General features: G+C 42.6%; 16 protein-coding genes and 1 tRNA gene. 11 read left to right on the top strand and 6 right to left on the bottom strand.

Annotated elements, in window-relative coordinates:
* Positions 1-102: 102 nt before the first annotated feature.
* The 7 genes from H6H03_RS10410 (at position 103) to H6H03_RS10440 (ending at position 5,573) form a co-directional block, all read left to right on the top strand.
* Positions 103-831, top strand: coding sequence for a Bax inhibitor-1/YccA family protein (locus H6H03_RS10410; protein ID WP_190955060.1), 729 nt, complete (start codon positions 103-105; stop codon positions 829-831).
* A 420-nt stretch (positions 832-1,251) separates the two neighbouring features.
* Positions 1,252-2,374, top strand: a protein-coding gene (prfB, locus tag H6H03_RS10415) for a peptide chain release factor 2 (protein WP_190955061.1) whose coding sequence is annotated in 2 segments (ribosomal slippage) — positions 1,252-1,323 and positions 1,325-2,374 — 1,122 coding nt in all. Because the reading frame shifts where the segments join, the coding sequence is not laid out codon by codon here.
* 295 nt (positions 2,375-2,669) lie between these two features.
* Positions 2,670-2,825: a DUF3285 domain-containing protein gene (locus H6H03_RS10420; protein ID WP_099070512.1), complete on the top strand. Its 156-nt coding sequence runs from the start codon at positions 2,670-2,672 to the stop codon at positions 2,823-2,825.
* A gap of 38 nt (positions 2,826-2,863) precedes the next feature.
* Complete coding sequence (gene ybeY / locus H6H03_RS10425) at positions 2,864-3,391, top strand: rRNA maturation RNase YbeY (RefSeq protein ID WP_190955174.1); 528 nt, start codon at positions 2,864-2,866, stop codon at positions 3,389-3,391.
* Between the two features lie 151 nt (positions 3,392-3,542).
* Entirely contained in the window at positions 3,543-3,998 is a 456-nt protein-coding gene (locus H6H03_RS10430; RefSeq protein WP_190955062.1) for a diacylglycerol kinase family protein, read from the top strand.
* Between the two features lie 204 nt (positions 3,999-4,202).
* Positions 4,203-4,802 (top strand): anthranilate synthase component II, encoded by a 600-nt coding sequence (locus H6H03_RS10435; protein WP_190955063.1) that lies wholly within the window; start codon positions 4,203-4,205, stop codon positions 4,800-4,802.
* Positions 4,803-4,805: 3 nt separating this feature from the next.
* The gene (locus H6H03_RS10440) at positions 4,806-5,573 is read left to right on the top strand and encodes an MBL fold metallo-hydrolase (RefSeq protein WP_190955064.1); all 768 of its coding nucleotides are present in this window, start codon (positions 4,806-4,808) and stop codon (positions 5,571-5,573) included.
* Between the two features lie 112 nt (positions 5,574-5,685).
* On the opposite strand, the gene H6H03_RS10445 is transcribed toward H6H03_RS10440, so the two are convergent.
* Positions 5,686-6,918 (bottom strand): FG-GAP repeat domain-containing protein, encoded by a 1,233-nt coding sequence (locus H6H03_RS10445; RefSeq protein ID WP_190955065.1) that lies wholly within the window; start codon positions 6,916-6,918, stop codon positions 5,686-5,688.
* A 524-nt stretch (positions 6,919-7,442) separates the two neighbouring features.
* On the opposite strand from H6H03_RS10445, the gene H6H03_RS10450 reads away from it, so the two are divergent.
* Both H6H03_RS10450 and H6H03_RS10455 read left to right on the top strand, forming a co-directional pair.
* Complete coding sequence (locus H6H03_RS10450) at positions 7,443-8,753, top strand: aminopeptidase P N-terminal domain-containing protein (RefSeq protein WP_190955066.1); 1,311 nt, start codon at positions 7,443-7,445, stop codon at positions 8,751-8,753.
* 282 nt (positions 8,754-9,035) lie between these two features.
* Positions 9,036-10,091, top strand: a complete 1,056-nt coding sequence (locus tag H6H03_RS10455; protein ID WP_190955067.1) for a phosphotransferase — start codon at positions 9,036-9,038, stop codon at positions 10,089-10,091.
* A 109-nt stretch (positions 10,092-10,200) separates the two neighbouring features.
* Here the strand turns inward: H6H03_RS10455 and H6H03_RS10460 are convergent, their stop codons facing one another.
* Positions 10,201-10,746, bottom strand: a complete 546-nt coding sequence (locus H6H03_RS10460; protein ID WP_190955068.1) for a hypothetical protein — start codon at positions 10,744-10,746, stop codon at positions 10,201-10,203.
* A 761-nt stretch (positions 10,747-11,507) separates the two neighbouring features.
* Here H6H03_RS10460 and H6H03_RS10465 point away from each other — a divergent pair.
* Entirely contained in the window at positions 11,508-11,795 is a 288-nt protein-coding gene (locus tag H6H03_RS10465; protein WP_190955069.1) for a DUF4278 domain-containing protein, read from the top strand.
* A gap of 104 nt (positions 11,796-11,899) precedes the next feature.
* Here H6H03_RS10465 and ftsH2 read toward each other — a convergent pair whose 3' ends face one another.
* Complete coding sequence (ftsH2, locus tag H6H03_RS10470; RefSeq protein ID WP_190955070.1) at positions 11,900-13,786, bottom strand: ATP-dependent zinc metalloprotease FtsH2; 1,887 nt, start codon at positions 13,784-13,786, stop codon at positions 11,900-11,902.
* A gap of 350 nt (positions 13,787-14,136) precedes the next feature.
* Positions 14,137-14,628 carry a hypothetical protein gene (locus tag H6H03_RS10475; protein ID WP_190955071.1) on the bottom strand — a complete coding sequence of 164 codons (492 nt, stop codon included), beginning with the start codon at positions 14,626-14,628 and terminating at the stop codon, positions 14,137-14,139.
* Between the two features lie 72 nt (positions 14,629-14,700).
* Between H6H03_RS10475 and H6H03_RS10480 the strand changes: the two genes are divergently transcribed.
* Positions 14,701-14,931, top strand: a complete 231-nt coding sequence (locus H6H03_RS10480; protein ID WP_190955072.1) for a hypothetical protein — start codon at positions 14,701-14,703, stop codon at positions 14,929-14,931.
* Here H6H03_RS10480 and gltX read toward each other — a convergent pair.
* Together gltX and H6H03_RS10490 are read right to left on the bottom strand one after the other, a co-directional pair.
* On the bottom strand, positions 14,899-16,347 hold the full coding sequence (gene gltX / locus H6H03_RS10485) for a glutamate--tRNA ligase (RefSeq protein WP_190955073.1): 1,449 nt from the start codon (positions 16,345-16,347) through the stop codon (positions 14,899-14,901). The genes H6H03_RS10480 and gltX overlap by 33 nt on opposite strands.
* A 174-nt stretch (positions 16,348-16,521) precedes the next feature.
* Positions 16,522-16,595 (bottom strand) — tRNA-Asp (locus H6H03_RS10490).
* Positions 16,596-16,699: the final 104 nt, after the last annotated feature.

The raw sequence follows: 16,699 nt of genomic DNA on the forward strand, positions 1-16,699 counted from the left end.
CGTAAGCGTAATAGTTCCCACAAAGGCAATTTACCTTGGCTGTTAGCCGTAAATATTGGTAACAATGGAAGTAAATAGGACATTTGACTGAAAAAACTCACTATGAGCAATACCAGCAACTTTCGTCAAGCTTTCCGTGAAGCTAAAACTCAAGCCCTTATCGGCCCAAATGTAATTGCCAAAGCCCTTCCTTACGTCGGTGGTGGTCTTGTGCTAACCGCATTAGGGACTTATGGCGGTCTGGGAGTTATCCGTACTAACCCCCAACTATTTTTCCCTACCTTCATAGGTGCAGTCATTGTAGAGTTAATTCTGTTCTTTGTTGCCCAAAATGTTGCCGAAAAAGGTAACAAGGGACTTGCATTGCCCTTGCTGGCAACCTATAGCCTCTTATCTGGGTATACCCTCAGTGGCTTGGTGTTTGTCGCCTTGGGACAAAAAGGTGTTGGCATTCAAGGTATTGGTTTGGCTGCACTCAGTTGTGGCATCACATTTATTGCCGCCCGTCAAATAGGTTCAAATCTCTCTGAACAAGACGGGATGGCTTTAACAAAAACCATCAATATTGGCGTTATCGCCTTGGTGGTTGTATGCTTTGCCCAATTCGGACTTGCCATGTTTGGTGTTTACACGCCAAATTGGTTAGAAATCGCTATTTCCGGTTTAGGAGTGTTCCTTTTTGTTGGGGCATCTGTTGTCGATTTCTACATCTTGCCGCGTGCTTATAGCGATGACCAGTATCTGCCTGTAGCTTTGTCGATGTACCTTACTTACATCAATTTGTTTGTCTTTATCCTGCGGTTGCTAATTGCCATAAATGGCCGCGATTAAGCACTCGTAAGTAGAAAAACTTAAACATTTTATCAACCGTGGTCAAGCATTAGCAGCCACGGTTTTTTCTGGGATGAGAAACTAGAGCAACTTTAGTAATACAATATGTAGTAAGTTTCAACCACAGTGAGTAATATCATGCTGTAACTTTTAAACATCAAACGCGAAGTAGAAAGGTTGTCTAATATCTTGACGAAGGCTGAAGGCTGTCTTTAACCTGCCGTGGCAGAGGTTTTAGAAGGTAAAATCGATTTATTTATCAAAGCTTATCTGCAACAGCAAAATCAAACTTAGGCAATTTGTGTAATTTACACAGTTAGTACAGGAGAATTTGCCCAATTACAGCTAAAATCGAAAATACCAATACAATAAAGAGCAATCTCTTAAAATGTAGATTAGCTCCATACTTGAGCAAGTATTATGGATGTCCTAGAACTCAAACGCGAAATCGAAACGTTGTCTAGCCGCCTGGGTAAAACCCAGGACTATCTTTGACGTACCTGCACTGACAGCCAAAATTCAAGACCTGGAACAAATATCTGCTCAGCCAGAATTTTGGGATAACCAAACTCAAGCCCAACAAACGCTGCAAGAACTTAACGATTTAAAAGCTCACATCCAGCAATACGAACAGTGGCACAGCAGTCTGGAAGATACTAAAGCAGTTGTTGAGTTGTTGGAGTTAGAAACCGACGAAGCACTGTTGCAAGAAGCGGAATCTACCATCACTAAACTTAATCGCGACCTCGACCAGTGGGAGTTACAACAGTTACTTTCTGGCCCTTATGATGCTGAAGGTGCTGTACTGACAATTAGTGCTGGTGCTGGTGGCACAGATGCTCAAGACTGGGCATTTATGCTGATGCGGATGTACACCCGTTGGGCCGAAGCTCACGGCTATAAGGTAACTTTAGCTGAAGAGTCGGAAGGTGATGAAGCCGGAATTAAATCGGCAACCCTAGAAATTACTGGTCGCTATGCTTATGGTTATTTGCGTTCAGAAATGGGTACACATCGCTTAGTGCGGATTTCCCCTTTTAATGCTAACGGCAAGCGACAAACCAGTTTTGCAGGGGTGGAAGTCATGCCGCAGATTGATAACTCTGTGCAATTAGATATTCCAGAAAAGGATTTGGAAATTACTACAACTCGTTCTGGTGGTAAAGGCGGGCAAAACGTCAACAAAGTAGAAACAGCTGTACGAGTTGTTCACCTTCCGACTGGAATTGCCGTGCGTTGTACAGAAGAACGATCGCAGCTGCAAAATAAAGAAAAGGCCCTGGCTCGACTCAAGGCAAAGCTACTCGTCATTGCCCAAGAACAACGCGCCCAAGAAATTGCCCAAATTCGTGGCGATATGGTGGAAGCCTCTTGGGGTAACCAAATCCGTAACTATGTGTTTCACCCTTACCAAATGGTGAAAGATTTACGGACAAATACGGAAACGACAGGGATTATAGATGTGATGAATGGCGAACTTGATACATTCATCCAAGCTTATCTACGCCAAGAAAATAAACTAGTAGAAAATACTCCCGCATAATTGGGCATTAGTCATAGGTACTAAGTAATTATTTTGACTATTACTTAGTACCTATTAGTTTTTTAGTATTTTGACATTGGAGCGATGGGCTAGACCCCGCCTTTGGCGATCGCAATCCTATATCATTCATAAAAAAATCTATTGCCTATACTTCGACTTCTCTACGAGACGCTACGCGAACGCTCAGTACAAGTTGCCTATTGCCTGCCTCCACGACTAATTTCACAACTCATTTAGGAATCCCATAGCAGACCCAACTGTTACAGTTATAGAAGAATCAGCGATCGAACTAACTATGAGTAACTCTCCTTCATCAGAACCTCAACCCAGCTACGTAAAACTCGCCATGCGAAATATGGTACGTAAGGGTGGAACTTCCCTGAAACATTTTGCGTTAACAACTATAGGACTTTTAGCCGTCCTAATTGGTCTTGCCTATCTAACTCACTAACAAAAAACCGTGAACTCAGACTAGGAGACTGTGTGGCTTTGGGAGTTGAATTGTATGTAGAAGATTATTTTTACGAGTTGTCCCTGACAAACTCGGTAAATCTTGGCGAAACTTATGCCCGAATTACCCCTGAAACTTGGGAAAACTGGTTTAATAGCTGGTTAGAAATACTTCAGCCTGATATTCCACCAGCACCAGGTTACGAGATTGGGCTGCGTTTGACAGATGACTCACAAATTCAAGAACTCAATGCCCAATATCGTCAACAAAATAAGCCCACAGATGTTTTAGCTTTTGCTGCTTTGGAGGTAGATGTTCCTCACAGCGAAGAAATGCTTGCCTCTGTACCGCTATATTTAGGCGATATTATTGTGTCTGTGGATACCGCACAACGTCAAGCCCAACAGCAGGGACACAGTTTAACAACCGAGATGGCCTGGTTAACTGCTCACGGTTTATTGCATCTGTTGGGATGGGATCATCCTGACGAAGAAAGTTTGGAGCGAATGTTAGAACAGCAAGTAAAATTGCTGAAGGCAATAGGTATTGCTATTGACAAAGAATAGCACAATTAGTCACACCTTAGTGTTAATTTTGGGTAATACTTTTATAATACCTCTATGGAAAATTGCTGAAATATGGACTCAAAGTTAATTACGCTATAAATATCGACCAAAATTCCCACTGTAGTAACTGTGTTTGTATATATTTAAGTCTATGTCCCAAAAAGTTTCTCCACCACCAACGTCTACCTCGTTACAAAAAATTGTGACCAACGAACGGGAATTTTCGTGGAAGGTTGCTTCTAATTTATTTGTTAGTTTTAAGTATGCCTGGGCTGGAATTACTTATAGTTTTCAAACTCAACGTAATTTTCGGATTCACACCAGTGTTTGTGCAATGGCGATCGCTTTAAGCGTATATTTACATCTGCGACCAGTGGAAATAGCGGTAATTGGTATCACTAGTGGTTTAGTTTTGGCATTAGAGTTACTGAATACAGCGATCGAGTCCATTGTAGACTTAACAGTTAAGCAGACTTACCACGAACTGGCAAAAGTCGCTAAAGACTGTGCCGCTGGTGCAGTGTTGGTTTCAGCTTTGGTAGCGGTGTTGGTAGCTGCTACATTGTTGCTTCCTCCTCTGGTAGCGTTAATTATATCGAGTTTGTAGATGCGATCGGCATAGGTTAGCAAAAACCGCAGGCATCGCCAAGTCATTCCTGAGAATTAAAAATTCCAAATTCAATAATGGAATTATGACAAGCATCTTAGTCACTAGTTAGATGCTTTATCAAGTAGCTGCTCAACCGTCTACCCCCCTGAACTATGACAGTTTTATATCTGTCACCTGCAAGCTGTAATTTTTTCCCTAATTATGTTAATAGTCATCGATAATTACGATAGTTTTACATATAATTTGGTGCAGTATCTGGGAGAATTGGCAGCAGAGTTCCCAGTGGCAGCGGATATTAGAGTTTTTCGTAACGACAAAATATCTATAGATGAGATTCGGGCATTGAAGCCCCAAGCCGTGGTTATTTCTCCTGGGCCTGGGCGGCCAGAAGATGCAGGTATTTCCCTAGAATTGATTGAACAACTAGGACAAGAATTCCCAATTTTGGGTGTTTGTTTAGGCCATCAAAGTATTGGTCAAGTCTTCGGTGGTAAAATAGTTTCTGCTCCAGAATTGATGCATGGTAAAACCTCTCTGGTGACTCACACTGGGGTGGGGGTTTTCCAAGGATTAGAAAATCCACTCACCGCCACCAGGTATCATAGTTTAGTCATAGATCGCGAAACTTGCCCTGATGTGCTGGAAATCACCGCTTGGGTTGACGATGGCACAATTATGGGAGTGCGACACCGGAACTATCCTCAGATTCAGGGCGTCCAGTTTCACCCAGAGAGTGTCCTGACATCATCAGGAAAACAATTATTGCGAAACTTTCTCCAACAGTTACAGTCGAGAGCTTAATTAATGAAACGACGAAAGTTGATGGGTTATGCTGGGGCGGGATTGGTCACAGCTTCAGTTACTACCTTGGGTTCCCACCTCCGAGCTGACGCACAATCTAGCGGCTTATCAGTTAAGTGGTTGGGTCATACTTGCTTTCTTTTTGAAGGTAGCAGTGCAAAAATTCTCGTCAATCCATTTCGGGCGGTCGGCTGTACTGCTGGGTATCGTGCGCCAAAAGTTGCAGCGGATTTAGTATTAATTAGCAGCCAACTACTGGATGAAGGTGCTGTAGACACACTACCAGCCAATGCAAAGCTGATCTATGAACCAGGGGTTTACGAATTCAAAAGCATTAAGTTCCAAGGAATCGCTACAGACCACGATCGCAAAGGTGGTAAGCAGTTTGGCTCCAATACCGCTTGGAGTTGGAAACAAGGCGGAATTAATATCCTCCATTTAGGCGGAGCTGCTGCACCCATTTCCATTGAGCAAAAAATTCTCATGGGTCGTCCCGACGTGCTATTTATTCCAGTGGGCGGCAGCGCAAAAGCCTACAATGCTCAAGAAGCAAAGCAGGCCGTTGAAGTATTAAATCCCAAGTTAGTGGTTCCCACCCATTACCGGACACAAGCCGCCGATGGTGCTGCCTGTGAGATTTCGCCACTCGATGATTTTCTGGCGTTAATGCAAGGAGTAACAGTGCGCCGTAGTAGCACAGATACTATTTCTATCAATCCTAAAGATTTGCCCGAAAATAGCGTGATTCAGGTTTTGAGTTACAAATTTTGATGAGCAGGGAATGAGGGAGATGAGGGAGAGAAATAACTCCTAACTCCTAATTTTTGTACAGACGCGATTAATCGCGTCTCTACTCCTGACTACTGAATTCTGAATTCTAGTTTTAGAACGTATACCACTCTGGGGTCAGCCTATCTGCTTCGCCGATGGGAGTTTCAACGGCGGTTGTGCCATCGATAGTCCAAATGTTGTCTGCACCTGCCGCCTGATCGCGCCAGTAGATGTCAGTCTTGCCATCACCGTTGTAATCGCCAAGGGATGGTGTGAGAGATGCACTATTGCTTGGTAGGAAGGCTTGAGTGGCAATGTTTGTACCATCCATCAACCAAGCTGTGTTCTCACCTGTGGTTCCATTGCGCCAGAAGATATCGGTCTTACCATCACCGTTGAAATCACCGATTTGAGAAGTCCAAGAGGGGTCAAGTGTTCCCAAAGCACCTTCTGTAACTACGATGCCTCTCATCACCCAAACCTTGCTTTCACCTGTTTGAGTGTTTCTCCACAGCAGGTCTGTGGCTAAGTCGCCATTGAAATCGCCAACTTGATAAGTCCAGCCTGGATCTTGTGATTGCAGGCTAAACTCAGTCTTTTGAGCACCATCCATAAACCAAACGCTGTTCTCGCCAGTTGTCTGATTGCGCCAGAAGATATCGCTCTTGCCATTGGCATCGAAATCAACAATGGTAGAAGTTAAGGCTGGGTCAGTGGTGTCTAAAACAGTTGCATTCACAACATTTGTGCCATCTATCTCCCAGATAGCGTTCTCGCCGGTTTGGCTATTGTGCCAGAAGATATCAGTTTTGCGATCGCCATTGAAATCGCCAATTTGAGAAGTCCATGCTGGGTCAACGTTGGTGAGAGCAGCCGCACTAGCAACTCTGGTTCCGTCCATTAAGACAATGCTGTTCTCGCCGGTTGTCTTATTGCGTAATAAGAAGTCGGTTTTGTTATCAGCGTTGAAATCACCAATTTTGTAATCATAAGCTGATAGGTCAAATTGACCTAAAGAACCCTGTTCAACAATTCTTGTTCCATCCATCAGGCGAACGATAATTTCACCAGTTTGAGTATTGACCCAAACTTTGTCTGTTTTGCCATCAGCGTTGAAATCAGGAACGATCGCCGCACTAGTTAAGTAAGGATTTGGATTGGGATTTGCTGACACTACCGCAGATTCTTGTGGTTGTGAAGAACTGCTACTGCCAAAAAATGAACCAGATTTTAGAGTATTTGAATTATCAAGACCAGATGCTAATAATGCTTGCGATTTTTGTAAAGATTCTAATGCCAATTGAGACGTATTCAAAGACAAGTCTGAGGAACTTTTTCCAAACATGGTGTTTTTTTATCATTGGTTGTTATCTGTTTTTAACTTTTTTAATCAATGCTTTTCTGTAATCAAAGAACATTTAACAGGCTTTCAATATTTCTTTATAACTATTTTCTTTTGCTTAATGTCAGTCTTTAAAAACAAAATATTTTTGGTTTTAAATCATTTATTCAAAAATTTCAAGTGCTATATAAACAGTTAGCAAAATTATTTTGTATGTGATGATTTATAGATAAATTAATGTTATGTTTTGCTAATAATCGCTGTTAACTTTTAACTGTTAACAGTCAACACCGATCTTTTTCAAAACTCAAATAGATTGCCATATAGCTTATTGATTTTTTCGCTGATTCACCTTGGGTATCAAAATCTTCTCAATTCTCAATTCTCAATGCTTATGTTTTATAACTTGAGTGGAAACAAATATTGGCTAGAATAACTAAGATTAGCAACTAGCGAGAAGCATCATCTGTGCTTCCTCTGGTTGCCAAAAGTGTAAAATAATACGACAGTTTACAAATAAATCAACTATGCAAACAGAATATCGGCAACGTCGCGAGCAGTTAATGGCAAAAATTGGGAATGGCACAGCCATTTTTCGCAGTGCACCAATGGCAGTCATGCACAACGATGTTGAGTATGTTTATCGTCAAGATAGTGATTTTTTTTACTTAACTGGATTTAATGAACCACAGGCCGTTGCAGTGTTAGCACCCCATCACGCAGAACATCGGTTTGTGCTGTTTGTGCAACCCAAAGATCGGGAAAAGGAAGTATGGAGTGGTTATCGCTGTGGGATAGATGCAGCCAAGGAAATTTATGGTGCTGATGAAGCGTACCCGATTAACGAATTAGATGAAAAGTTGCCGCAGTATTTAGAAAAAGCCGATCGCATTTATTATCACTTAGGACGCGATCGCGCTTTTAATGACAAAATCTTAGGGCATTACCAACGGTTACTACAAACTTATCCCAAACGCGGTACAGGGCCTGTAGCCATCGAAGATACCGGGACTATTATCCACAGCATGAGGCTAATCAAAAGCGAAGCCGAGTTGGAGTTAATGCGTCAAGCAGCAGCGATCGCTATTGAAGCACACAATCACGCCCAAGAAATCACAGCACCGGGACGTTATGAATATGAAATTCAGGCGGAAATGGAACGCATCTTTCGAGTGCGGGGTGGAATGGGCCCGGCTTATCCTTCCATTGTGGCTTCCGGTGTGAATGCTTGCGTATTGCACTACATTGAGAATAATCGGCAAATGCAGGATGGAGAATTACTGTTAATTGATGCCGGTTGTGCTTATGGTTATTACAACTCCGATATTACCCGCACATTTCCTGTGGGAGGTAAATTTACAACAGAACAAAAGACATTATATGAGATTGTTTTGGAGGCGCAAAAACAAGCGATCGCTCAAGTGCAACCAGGTAATTCCTTTAAATCTGTTCATGATACAGCAGTGCGCGTCATAACTGAAGGTTTAGTCGAACTTGGCATTCTCCAAGGCGAAGTTGACAAATTAATTGAAGAAGAAAAATATAAACCATATTATATGCACCGGACTAGTCATTGGTTAGGTTTGGATGTGCATGATGTGGGAGTTTACCAGCATGGTGAAGATAAACCACAGATTTTACAACCAGGTCAAATTTTGACAGTGGAACCAGGACTTTATATTGTGCCTGATACCAAACTAGCAGAAGACCAACCAGAGACTCACCCCCGATGGATTGGCATTGGTATTCGCATTGAAGATGATGTCTTAGTTACACCTAATGGACATGAGGTCTTAACTGCGGGAGTTCCCAAGGAAGTGGATAAAGTGGAAAGATAGAAAAGAAGTCAGAATTCAGAATTCAGGATTCTGAATTCTGATCCCAAAATTAAAATTTGGGGCACTCCATTAAAGTCGTTGTTAAAATTCCTAATATTTTGTCTATTTCTTCAATAAAGTAATCGTTTTTATCAATAAAGATACTATTGTCACAAAGTTGGAGAAATTTCCAATCTGTTCCTGTTGTGACTACGCCATAAATTTTACTGATAACATTTCCTTGTCGGTGATTAAACAATTGAGATGCAATCATCGTCGCAATACTTTTAGTTATTTATAAAGATGAATGATGAAGTAATTACTGATATTAATCAGATAACTCTTAATTGGCTAAATTCAGTACTAATCGACAGCAAAGCACTCGTAAATGGAAGAGTCGAAGATTTTGCGATCGCAGTTTCAGGTAGTGCAAATGCCCGTATTACAAAAATCCAGCTTCAGTATAGCTTAGAAACAACAGGCACATTACCAACATCGCTGTTCCTGAAAATGTGTGGAGGCTACGGTAGTATTTTCGGGACATCTGAAGTCGATTATTATACACGAGATTATATTAATCTAACGAATCCACCGATACCGACTTGCTACCATGCAGCCTACGCAGAAAATCCTCGTCGCTATCACCTTCTCTTAGAAGACCTATCTGCAACTCATCAGCTTAATTGGCAAATCAAGCCAACACTTGCCTACGGATGCGCCGTTGCTCAGGCCTTAGCCAGACTACATGCACATTTGTGGGGAACCGAAAAATTAAAAACTATCGGCGCTAGTATTCCCAGCAAAACGGAAATTGAACGATACGTAAATCATGTGCAACCTGGATTATTACCAATGTTAGAGGAGGTTGGCACTGAGATTAATGGCTCATGGCCATCAGCACTTATGGATGTCTTTGAGTACCATCCTGCCAAAATGATTAAACGTACAAAAAATCTATCTGGCTTTACATTAATTCATGGTGATGTCAATCCCGGCAATATTCTGTTTCCTTTAAATGGTACTGGTAAAACCTATCTGATCGATCGCCAACCGTTTGACTGGTCATTAACTACCTGGTTAGGAGTTAGCGATATTGCATATATGATGGTGCATTGGTGGGACTCCGATTTACGGTGGCAATGGGAAATTCCCATATTGCGTGAGTATTACGCATGTCTCGTTCGCAATGGCGTATCAGACTATGATTGGGAACAATTAATTGAGGACTATAAACTAACTGCCGTTCAAAGCTTGTACGTTTCTACAGAGTGGTGTGTGTTGGAAGAAGACCGTCGCAAAATGAAATGGTTGTGGTTCCCACAATTGCAAAAGTCGATGACGGCCTTTTTTGAGTTCTAAGTTATGGATATAAGCAGGCAACAGGCTTAAAAATCCTTTGATGTCCGGGTTTTGCGATCGGTTTATGTCCTAATCTAGTTGGCAACTGCTATATTAACAATCTCTCAAATCAACTACATCCCTCTACAAATTCAACCTCCGGTAATTTACCTGAGCGAAACTGAGTCACACGCTTGCCATCAGTTTCAAACACTACACGATAATTTTGATCGGATTGGTCTTTTGGTATAAATGTCAGGTAGTGGCCACCTTGGACATAGTTATGAGGAGTGACTTTAATTTGCCCTGGATAGAGGGATTTAATCCGTGCTTCTGTGTCACCAATTTTTGCACCTTTTAAGGTAGTAATTTTGCTATCTCTCCAGACATCCACCCTAGAAATACGACCTTCTGTTACCATGAACCCAACATTTTTAGGCTCCCATTCTGGCTTTACGTAGTAGCAATATTTATTCGGTGGGTCGCCAACTAGCCGAGTACCAGCAGCTTTGCTCGCTTGAGAGACCGTCATTCCAACTCGTACCTGTCCAATACCATTAGTGAACAATTTAGATTGATTGGTAAGTTTTGTCTGTGCTATGACTGTTCCCACAGTCACAGATGAAAGAGCAAAAGTTAAGGTGGCAAGAGTTAATAATTTAGCTTTACTATTCATTTGCTGCAAATCAAAATGGGTAGATATTTATATACAATAGCCATGTTCTCAGTTTCGGATTTTTATTTGGTTAATTGCTTAAACTTGGCTACAGATTACTACTTCATTCAATTGGGTGAGGCAAACATAATTTTTAATTGATATAATTTACTTCTTTACTCGATGGTTACTCTTTTTATCTTGTGAGCAAGCTTAGGTAAAAAGTAACCCTGACCACCAGCCAAATCCAAATCTGAGCCGTCCAACTTCAACCAATAAAAATCAACAGCTATAGATTTTTTGTTAATACTTGAATGCATTTCCCAATATTGCCAAATAGGTGATATACGGTTGGTCAATTCTAAATGCTAAACGTCAGGTTCTTAAATTTATTCACGATAAGGAGCCATATCATATTGAGAAATACCCAATAGCTCAATAAATGGTTTGTCACTTTCTTCAATACCACCAGGTACTCAATACTTGTCGGTTAAGGGGAAAAGGGGAAGGGGAAAGGGGAAAGAAAAAACCTTTACCCTTTACCTTTTTCCCCAAACCAAATTCCGAGTTCAAAATGCTTAACCGAGCAGTATTGGCCAGGTACTTAGACGCCCGCTTCCAGAAAATCAGTGTGATTTCAGATTGACGGTTGACAGTTAATAACCATCAGTTAATAGTTAACGGCTCCTTATAAAGTTAATAAATGTAAACTTCGTGCAAGCTTGCATAAGTCTCTAATTAGCGTCTGATAAAACCATCAAGAGTATTTTAGAGACAGAAATATGAAACTTTACTATCGCGGTCTGAGCTACCAATACAACCCCAGCCAAGAACCAAAACAACCATTTCAGCCCGCTCCTCAGTCAAAAATAGCTTATGACTTGATGTTCCGTGGGGTCACTTATCGTATCGATCGCAATGCTCAATCAACCGAAATTCCTTTATCACAACCGGCTAATAAATTGATTTATAGGGGACTGACTTTCTTTATAAATAGAACTACACAATCAGAAGGTACTGTAGTTTCTCAAACAGTAGGCACTTTAAAAGTTGAGACAGCAGTTTTGTAGTTTCAAGAATAATTTAGCAATAAAAAATGAGGATAGTCAGCACCATCCCCATTTTATTTTTTGTTGTTTTTTCATTTCCAGGCATTAGCCCAGAAATAAATTATTTAAAGTTGTGGTACGTACTGTTGTTTCTCTGGCACTTCAGCGTACTCAGCCACAATCTGACGAAATTCTTCGCCGTCAATGGTTTCCTTTTCAATGAGCAAATCTACTAAGCGATCGGTGACTGTGCGATGGTCGCGGATGATTTTCTTAGCAGTTTGATAGCAATCTTCAACGATCGCTCTTACTTGTCCATCAATGCGAGAGGCGATGGATTCAGAATACTCCGATCTGGTTGTCCAGTCACGACCCAAGAAAACTTCTCCCTGTTGGCTTTCCAAGGACAATGGGCCTAAATCGGACATCCCGAACCGGGTTACCATTTGCCGTGCCATTCCTGACAACTGTTGCAAATCTCCACCAGCACCGGTAGTTACTTCGGCAGGGCCAAAAATTACTTCTTCAGCAGCGCGGCCACCCAAAGCACCAGTAATCCTAGCTTTCAACTGAGAACGAGAAATCAATCCTTGTTCTTCGTTGGGAGTAAACCAGGTTAAACCTTGTGCTTGTCCGCGTGGAATTAAGGTAACTTTCTGCACTGGGTCGTGGTCTTTTAACAAAGTCCCCACCAAGGCATGTCCAATTTCATGGTAGGCAATTAAGCGCTTGCTCTTGCTGTCTACCAAAGGAGTACCTTCCATCCCAGCAACTACCCGATCCACTGCATCATCAATTTCGCGGAGGGTGATAGCTTCTTTGCGTCTTCTAGCAGTGAGAATTGCCGCTTCGTTGAGTAAGTTGGCTAAATCAGCACCGGTGAACCCAGGAGTGCGACGAGCGATCGCTTCTAAGGATACGCTAGGGTCTAGTTTCTTGTTCCGCGCGTGGACTTGTAAGATTTCCAAACGCCCTTTGATATCGGGTGCATCTACTGTTACTTGGCGGTCAAAGCGACCAGGACGCAACAATGCTGAGTCTAATACGTCAGGACGGTTGGTGGCAGCAATAATAATGATGCCTGTGTTACCTTCAAACCCATCCATTTCGGTAAGCAGTTGGTTGAGAGTTTGCTCTCTTTCGTCGTTACCGCCACCGATACCAGCACCCCGTTGTCTGCCTACAGCGTCGATTTCATCAATGAAGATGATACAGGGGGCATTGTCTTTGGCTTTCTTGAATAAATCGCGGACGCGGGATGCACCTACACCAACGAACATTTCGACGAATTCCGAACCAGAAATGCTGAAGAAAGGTACGCCTGCTTCCCCTGCGATCGCTTTTGCTAGTAAAGTTTTACCAGTTCCAGGAGGCCCAACTAACAGCACTCCCTTAGGAATGCGTGCGCCCACAGCAGTAAATCTTTCTGGCTGTTTGAGGAAGGTGACAACTTCTTGCAATTCTTCTTTCGCTTCTTCAATCCCGGCTACATCGTCAAATTTGACTCCGGTTTTTGCCTCCATTTGGAAGCGGGCGCGGGATTTGCCGAAGTTCATTGCTTGACCTGGGCCGCCGGGAAGGTTGCTAGAACGCCGGAACAAAAAGAATAATCCAGTAATCAATAAAACTGGAAACACCAGATTGCCCAATAATCCCCAAATTGCGCCATCATTTCGCATGGGGTGAGCATCAAAACTAATTCCCTTTTCTTTAAGCTTAGTTATTAACTCAGGGGCATTAACAGGCAGATCCACGCGCCACCTTTGGATGTGATTTTCCAGATCTGGATCGCGGGCTTCTAAAATTGCCGTTCTACCGCCTTCGTAAAGATCTACACTGGTGACGCGATCGGCATCCAAATATTCTAGGAAGCGACCATAGGTCATCCGGGTATTGGCTGCATTTTTACTCATATCCGCAGGCGCACCTGCGAAAGCTCCTTGCCAGAAGAAAAAGCCAATTACCAAAGCTGGCAACGTCCAGAGAACCAGGACTTTCCAGGAAAATTTCATGTGAATTTGCCTCTAGATGTTTATACAACTCATTAGCCTTAGCAACAGAAGGTCTATTATTCTGTCACTTTGAGCCGTTAAACGGATGTTCATAAATCCATTTTGTTTAATTTGATTTCTTATATGCACTGCCATAGAAGCCTTAAACTATTATGGCCATGTCAATAAGAATCTTAATTAAAGTTAACTTAATTTTAATACAATATCGCACGAGAAAAGAAACAGAAAGGGGATTGGGGACAAAGGGAGTAGGGACTGGTGACTGGGGACTAGGAAATAAATATATTAGAAATATTTTCTTAGTACCTAATACCCAATACCCAAATCCCCAGTCCCGAATCCCCAGTCCCCTACTTAACTTCTGTAATTTGTAGAGTGTAAGGAAGATACTTGCCTTCGTCGTAGGAACCAACCCAAATTTGGTAAGTTCCAGCCAGCCATTCACCAACAATGCCGGCATTTTTACCATTAAAATCGTCATTGCACCAACTACCACCGGGTCCCTTAACAATCATGGTGGTGTCCTCAGGACTTTGGACTTGTAGCTTTAGGTAATCAAATTTACTTGTTAATACTAATGTGTGGTCTGGTGTTTCATCAACAAATCCAGTACAAGGGCCAGTGGCTGTTTCAGTTCTACCAGCTACTTGATTTCCAGATATTGAGCCACCACTCATCCCGCGAACTGTCAATGGGTCTGGGGAAAACTGTGGCCCAATGGTGAGATCTCCAAATATCGTTGGCGCTTCTTGGGCATCAGCTATGACATTAGCTGAAGTGATGAAAAGCGTAACTATCATTAACGATAATCTCATCCCTCTATTGAGCGCTTTTCTTGGCATTGTAATTAGGTTTGCTTCTAAGTGTTTTTGAAGACATGAATTTTACATACCAAGTTCCCAATATGAGGAGAATTGACTACAAAAACGAATGGGGCATTGAGCATTGGGCATGGGGCATGGAGAAGAGGTGTGGGAGGTGTGGGAGGAAGAAGAGGAAGCATAAATTCTCTTTCTCCCCACACTCCCCACACTCCGTCATCTCCCTCATCTCTTCATCCCCGCGTCCCCGCGTCTCCCCATCCCTCACTCCTGCTTCTCCCCCATCTCCCGCTACTCCCTACTCTCAGTTATTGCTCTAGTTAAGCGCGGCCGATCTAAACCAATCTGATTGAGGAGTAACCAAGATTGGATGAGGTCAGGGCCATGAACATCTCCAGTTAAAGCTGCTCTGAGCGATCGCATGACTAAGCCTTTTTTGACTTTTTGCTCTTTAACCACTTGTTTAATAATGTCCTGGGCTGATTCTTCCGAGAGTTGTGGCTGATTTTGCAAAGCTGTGACAATCCCCTCTAGGACAGCAGCAGAACCTTCTTGCTTGAGTTGTGCATTCCCTTCGTCGCTAAATTCAACTGTGTCGCTGAAAAACAGTTGACTCATAGCTACAGCATCTACCAGTCGAGTCAAGCTTTGGCTAATTAAAGTTACTAGCTGTTCTAACCAGGGGCGATCTCGTCCACCATCAAATTTATACCCAGCTGCTTCCCAATAGGGTATGAGTAAATCTGTGAGCTTATCTACAGGCGTATTGTGGATATACTGACTGTTCAACCAATCGAGTTTGTCCCAGTCAAATTTTGCACCTGCTTTATTAACCCGCTCAAAGCCAAATTCCTTGGCTGCTGCTTCTAAGGTAAATATTTCTTGAGTTGAGTCTGGGGGCGACCAACCAAGTAATGTCATGTAATTCACCAAGCCTTCAGCGGTAAAGCCCATTTGCTGAAAGTCAGAAATGGAAGTTACTCCATCCCGCTTGGAAAGCTTACGCCCTTCCTTGTTTAAAATCAGCGGTGCGTGGGCAAACTCTGGAATTTTTGCTCCGAAAGCTTCATACAGCAGAATTTGTTTGGCAGTGTTGGCGATGTGGTCTTCTCCGCGAATGACATGGGTGATTTGCATATCGATGTCATCCACTACAACTACGAAGTTGTATAAAGGTTGACCGCTACCCTCTTCTGAAGCGCGGGCGATGACCATATCGCCACCTAAATCGCTACCTCGCCAAGACATTTTTCCCCTGACTAAATCGTTCCATACAATTTCGCGATCGTCTTCGATTTTGAAGCGAATGACAGAAGAACGACCTTCTGCTTCAAAAGCGGCGCGTTGTTCTGGGGTGAGGTTGCGGTGACGGTTGTCATAGCGGGGAGCTTCGCCTCTAGCTTTTTGGGCTTCTCGCAAAGCCTCTAGTTCTTCGGGGGTGGTGTAGCAGCGATAGGCTAAGCCTCGATCTAGCAGTTGTTGTACTGCTTGTTTATAAAGATCCAAGCGTTGGGATTGAAAAAATGGTCCTTCATCCCAGTTCAGTCCTAGCCAACGCAGTCCTTGGAGGATATTTTCAGTGTATTCGGGACGCGATCGCTCTAGGTCTGTGTCTTCTATTCTCAAAATAAACTTCCCGCCGTGGTGGCGGGCAAATAACCAGTTAAATACACCCGTTCTAGCTGTACCAATATGTAAACTTCCAGTAGGACTGGGTGCAAGACGTACTCTGACAGTCACAGTTAATTCTCTCTTTTACAAAGCATGAATAAATGTACCTTATATTTAAACTCTAAGCCCTGAGTCCATAAAGATACGATTTCTTGGGTCTGTTACTGAGTCTATGAATACCAGGTAACTCAGTTACATTCCTTTGATATTTAGACTTAACACTCACTAATTTTGATTCTAGAACGGGACTGACGGGGCTCGAACCCGCAACTTCCGCCGTGACAGGGCGGTGCTCTAACCAATTGAACTACAGTCCCTTGATTTTCAACTTTCCTATTATCACTATTTTTTTTCTATCTGTCAAGTGTTTTCGGGTTGGAAATTAAAAATTTTTTGTGGGCATTGGGGAACCACTGCGTTG

Origin of the sequence: Nostoc paludosum FACHB-159, from assembly GCF_014698835.1 — a bacterium.
Lineage (GTDB): Bacteria > Cyanobacteriota > Cyanobacteriia > Cyanobacteriales > Nostocaceae > Nostoc > Nostoc paludosum.

Bases quoted from the DNA above. Each gene is read 5' to 3' on its own strand.
- H6H03_RS10410 (WP_190955060.1), top strand. From the start codon at position 103: ATGAGCAATACCAGCAACTTTCGTCAAGCTTTCCGTGAAGCTAAAACT.
- H6H03_RS10420 (WP_099070512.1), top strand. From the start codon at position 2,670: ATGAGTAACTCTCCTTCATCAGAACCTCAACCCAGCTACGTAAAACTC.
- H6H03_RS10430 (WP_190955062.1), top strand. From the start codon at position 3,543: ATGTCCCAAAAAGTTTCTCCACCACCAACGTCTACCTCGTTACAAAAA.
- H6H03_RS10435 (WP_190955063.1), top strand. From the start codon at position 4,203: ATGTTAATAGTCATCGATAATTACGATAGTTTTACATATAATTTGGTG.
- H6H03_RS10440 (WP_190955064.1), top strand. From the start codon at position 4,806: ATGAAACGACGAAAGTTGATGGGTTATGCTGGGGCGGGATTGGTCACA.
- H6H03_RS10445 (WP_190955065.1), bottom strand. From the start codon at position 6,918: ATGTTTGGAAAAAGTTCCTCAGACTTGTCTTTGAATACGTCTCAATTG.
- H6H03_RS10450 (WP_190955066.1), top strand. From the start codon at position 7,443: ATGCAAACAGAATATCGGCAACGTCGCGAGCAGTTAATGGCAAAAATT.
- H6H03_RS10455 (WP_190955067.1), top strand. From the start codon at position 9,036: ATGAATGATGAAGTAATTACTGATATTAATCAGATAACTCTTAATTGG.
- H6H03_RS10460 (WP_190955068.1), bottom strand. From the start codon at position 10,746: ATGAATAGTAAAGCTAAATTATTAACTCTTGCCACCTTAACTTTTGCT.
- H6H03_RS10465 (WP_190955069.1), top strand. From the start codon at position 11,508: ATGAAACTTTACTATCGCGGTCTGAGCTACCAATACAACCCCAGCCAA.
- ftsH2 (WP_190955070.1), bottom strand. From the start codon at position 13,786: ATGAAATTTTCCTGGAAAGTCCTGGTTCTCTGGACGTTGCCAGCTTTG.
- H6H03_RS10475 (WP_190955071.1), bottom strand. From the start codon at position 14,628: ATGCCAAGAAAAGCGCTCAATAGAGGGATGAGATTATCGTTAATGATA.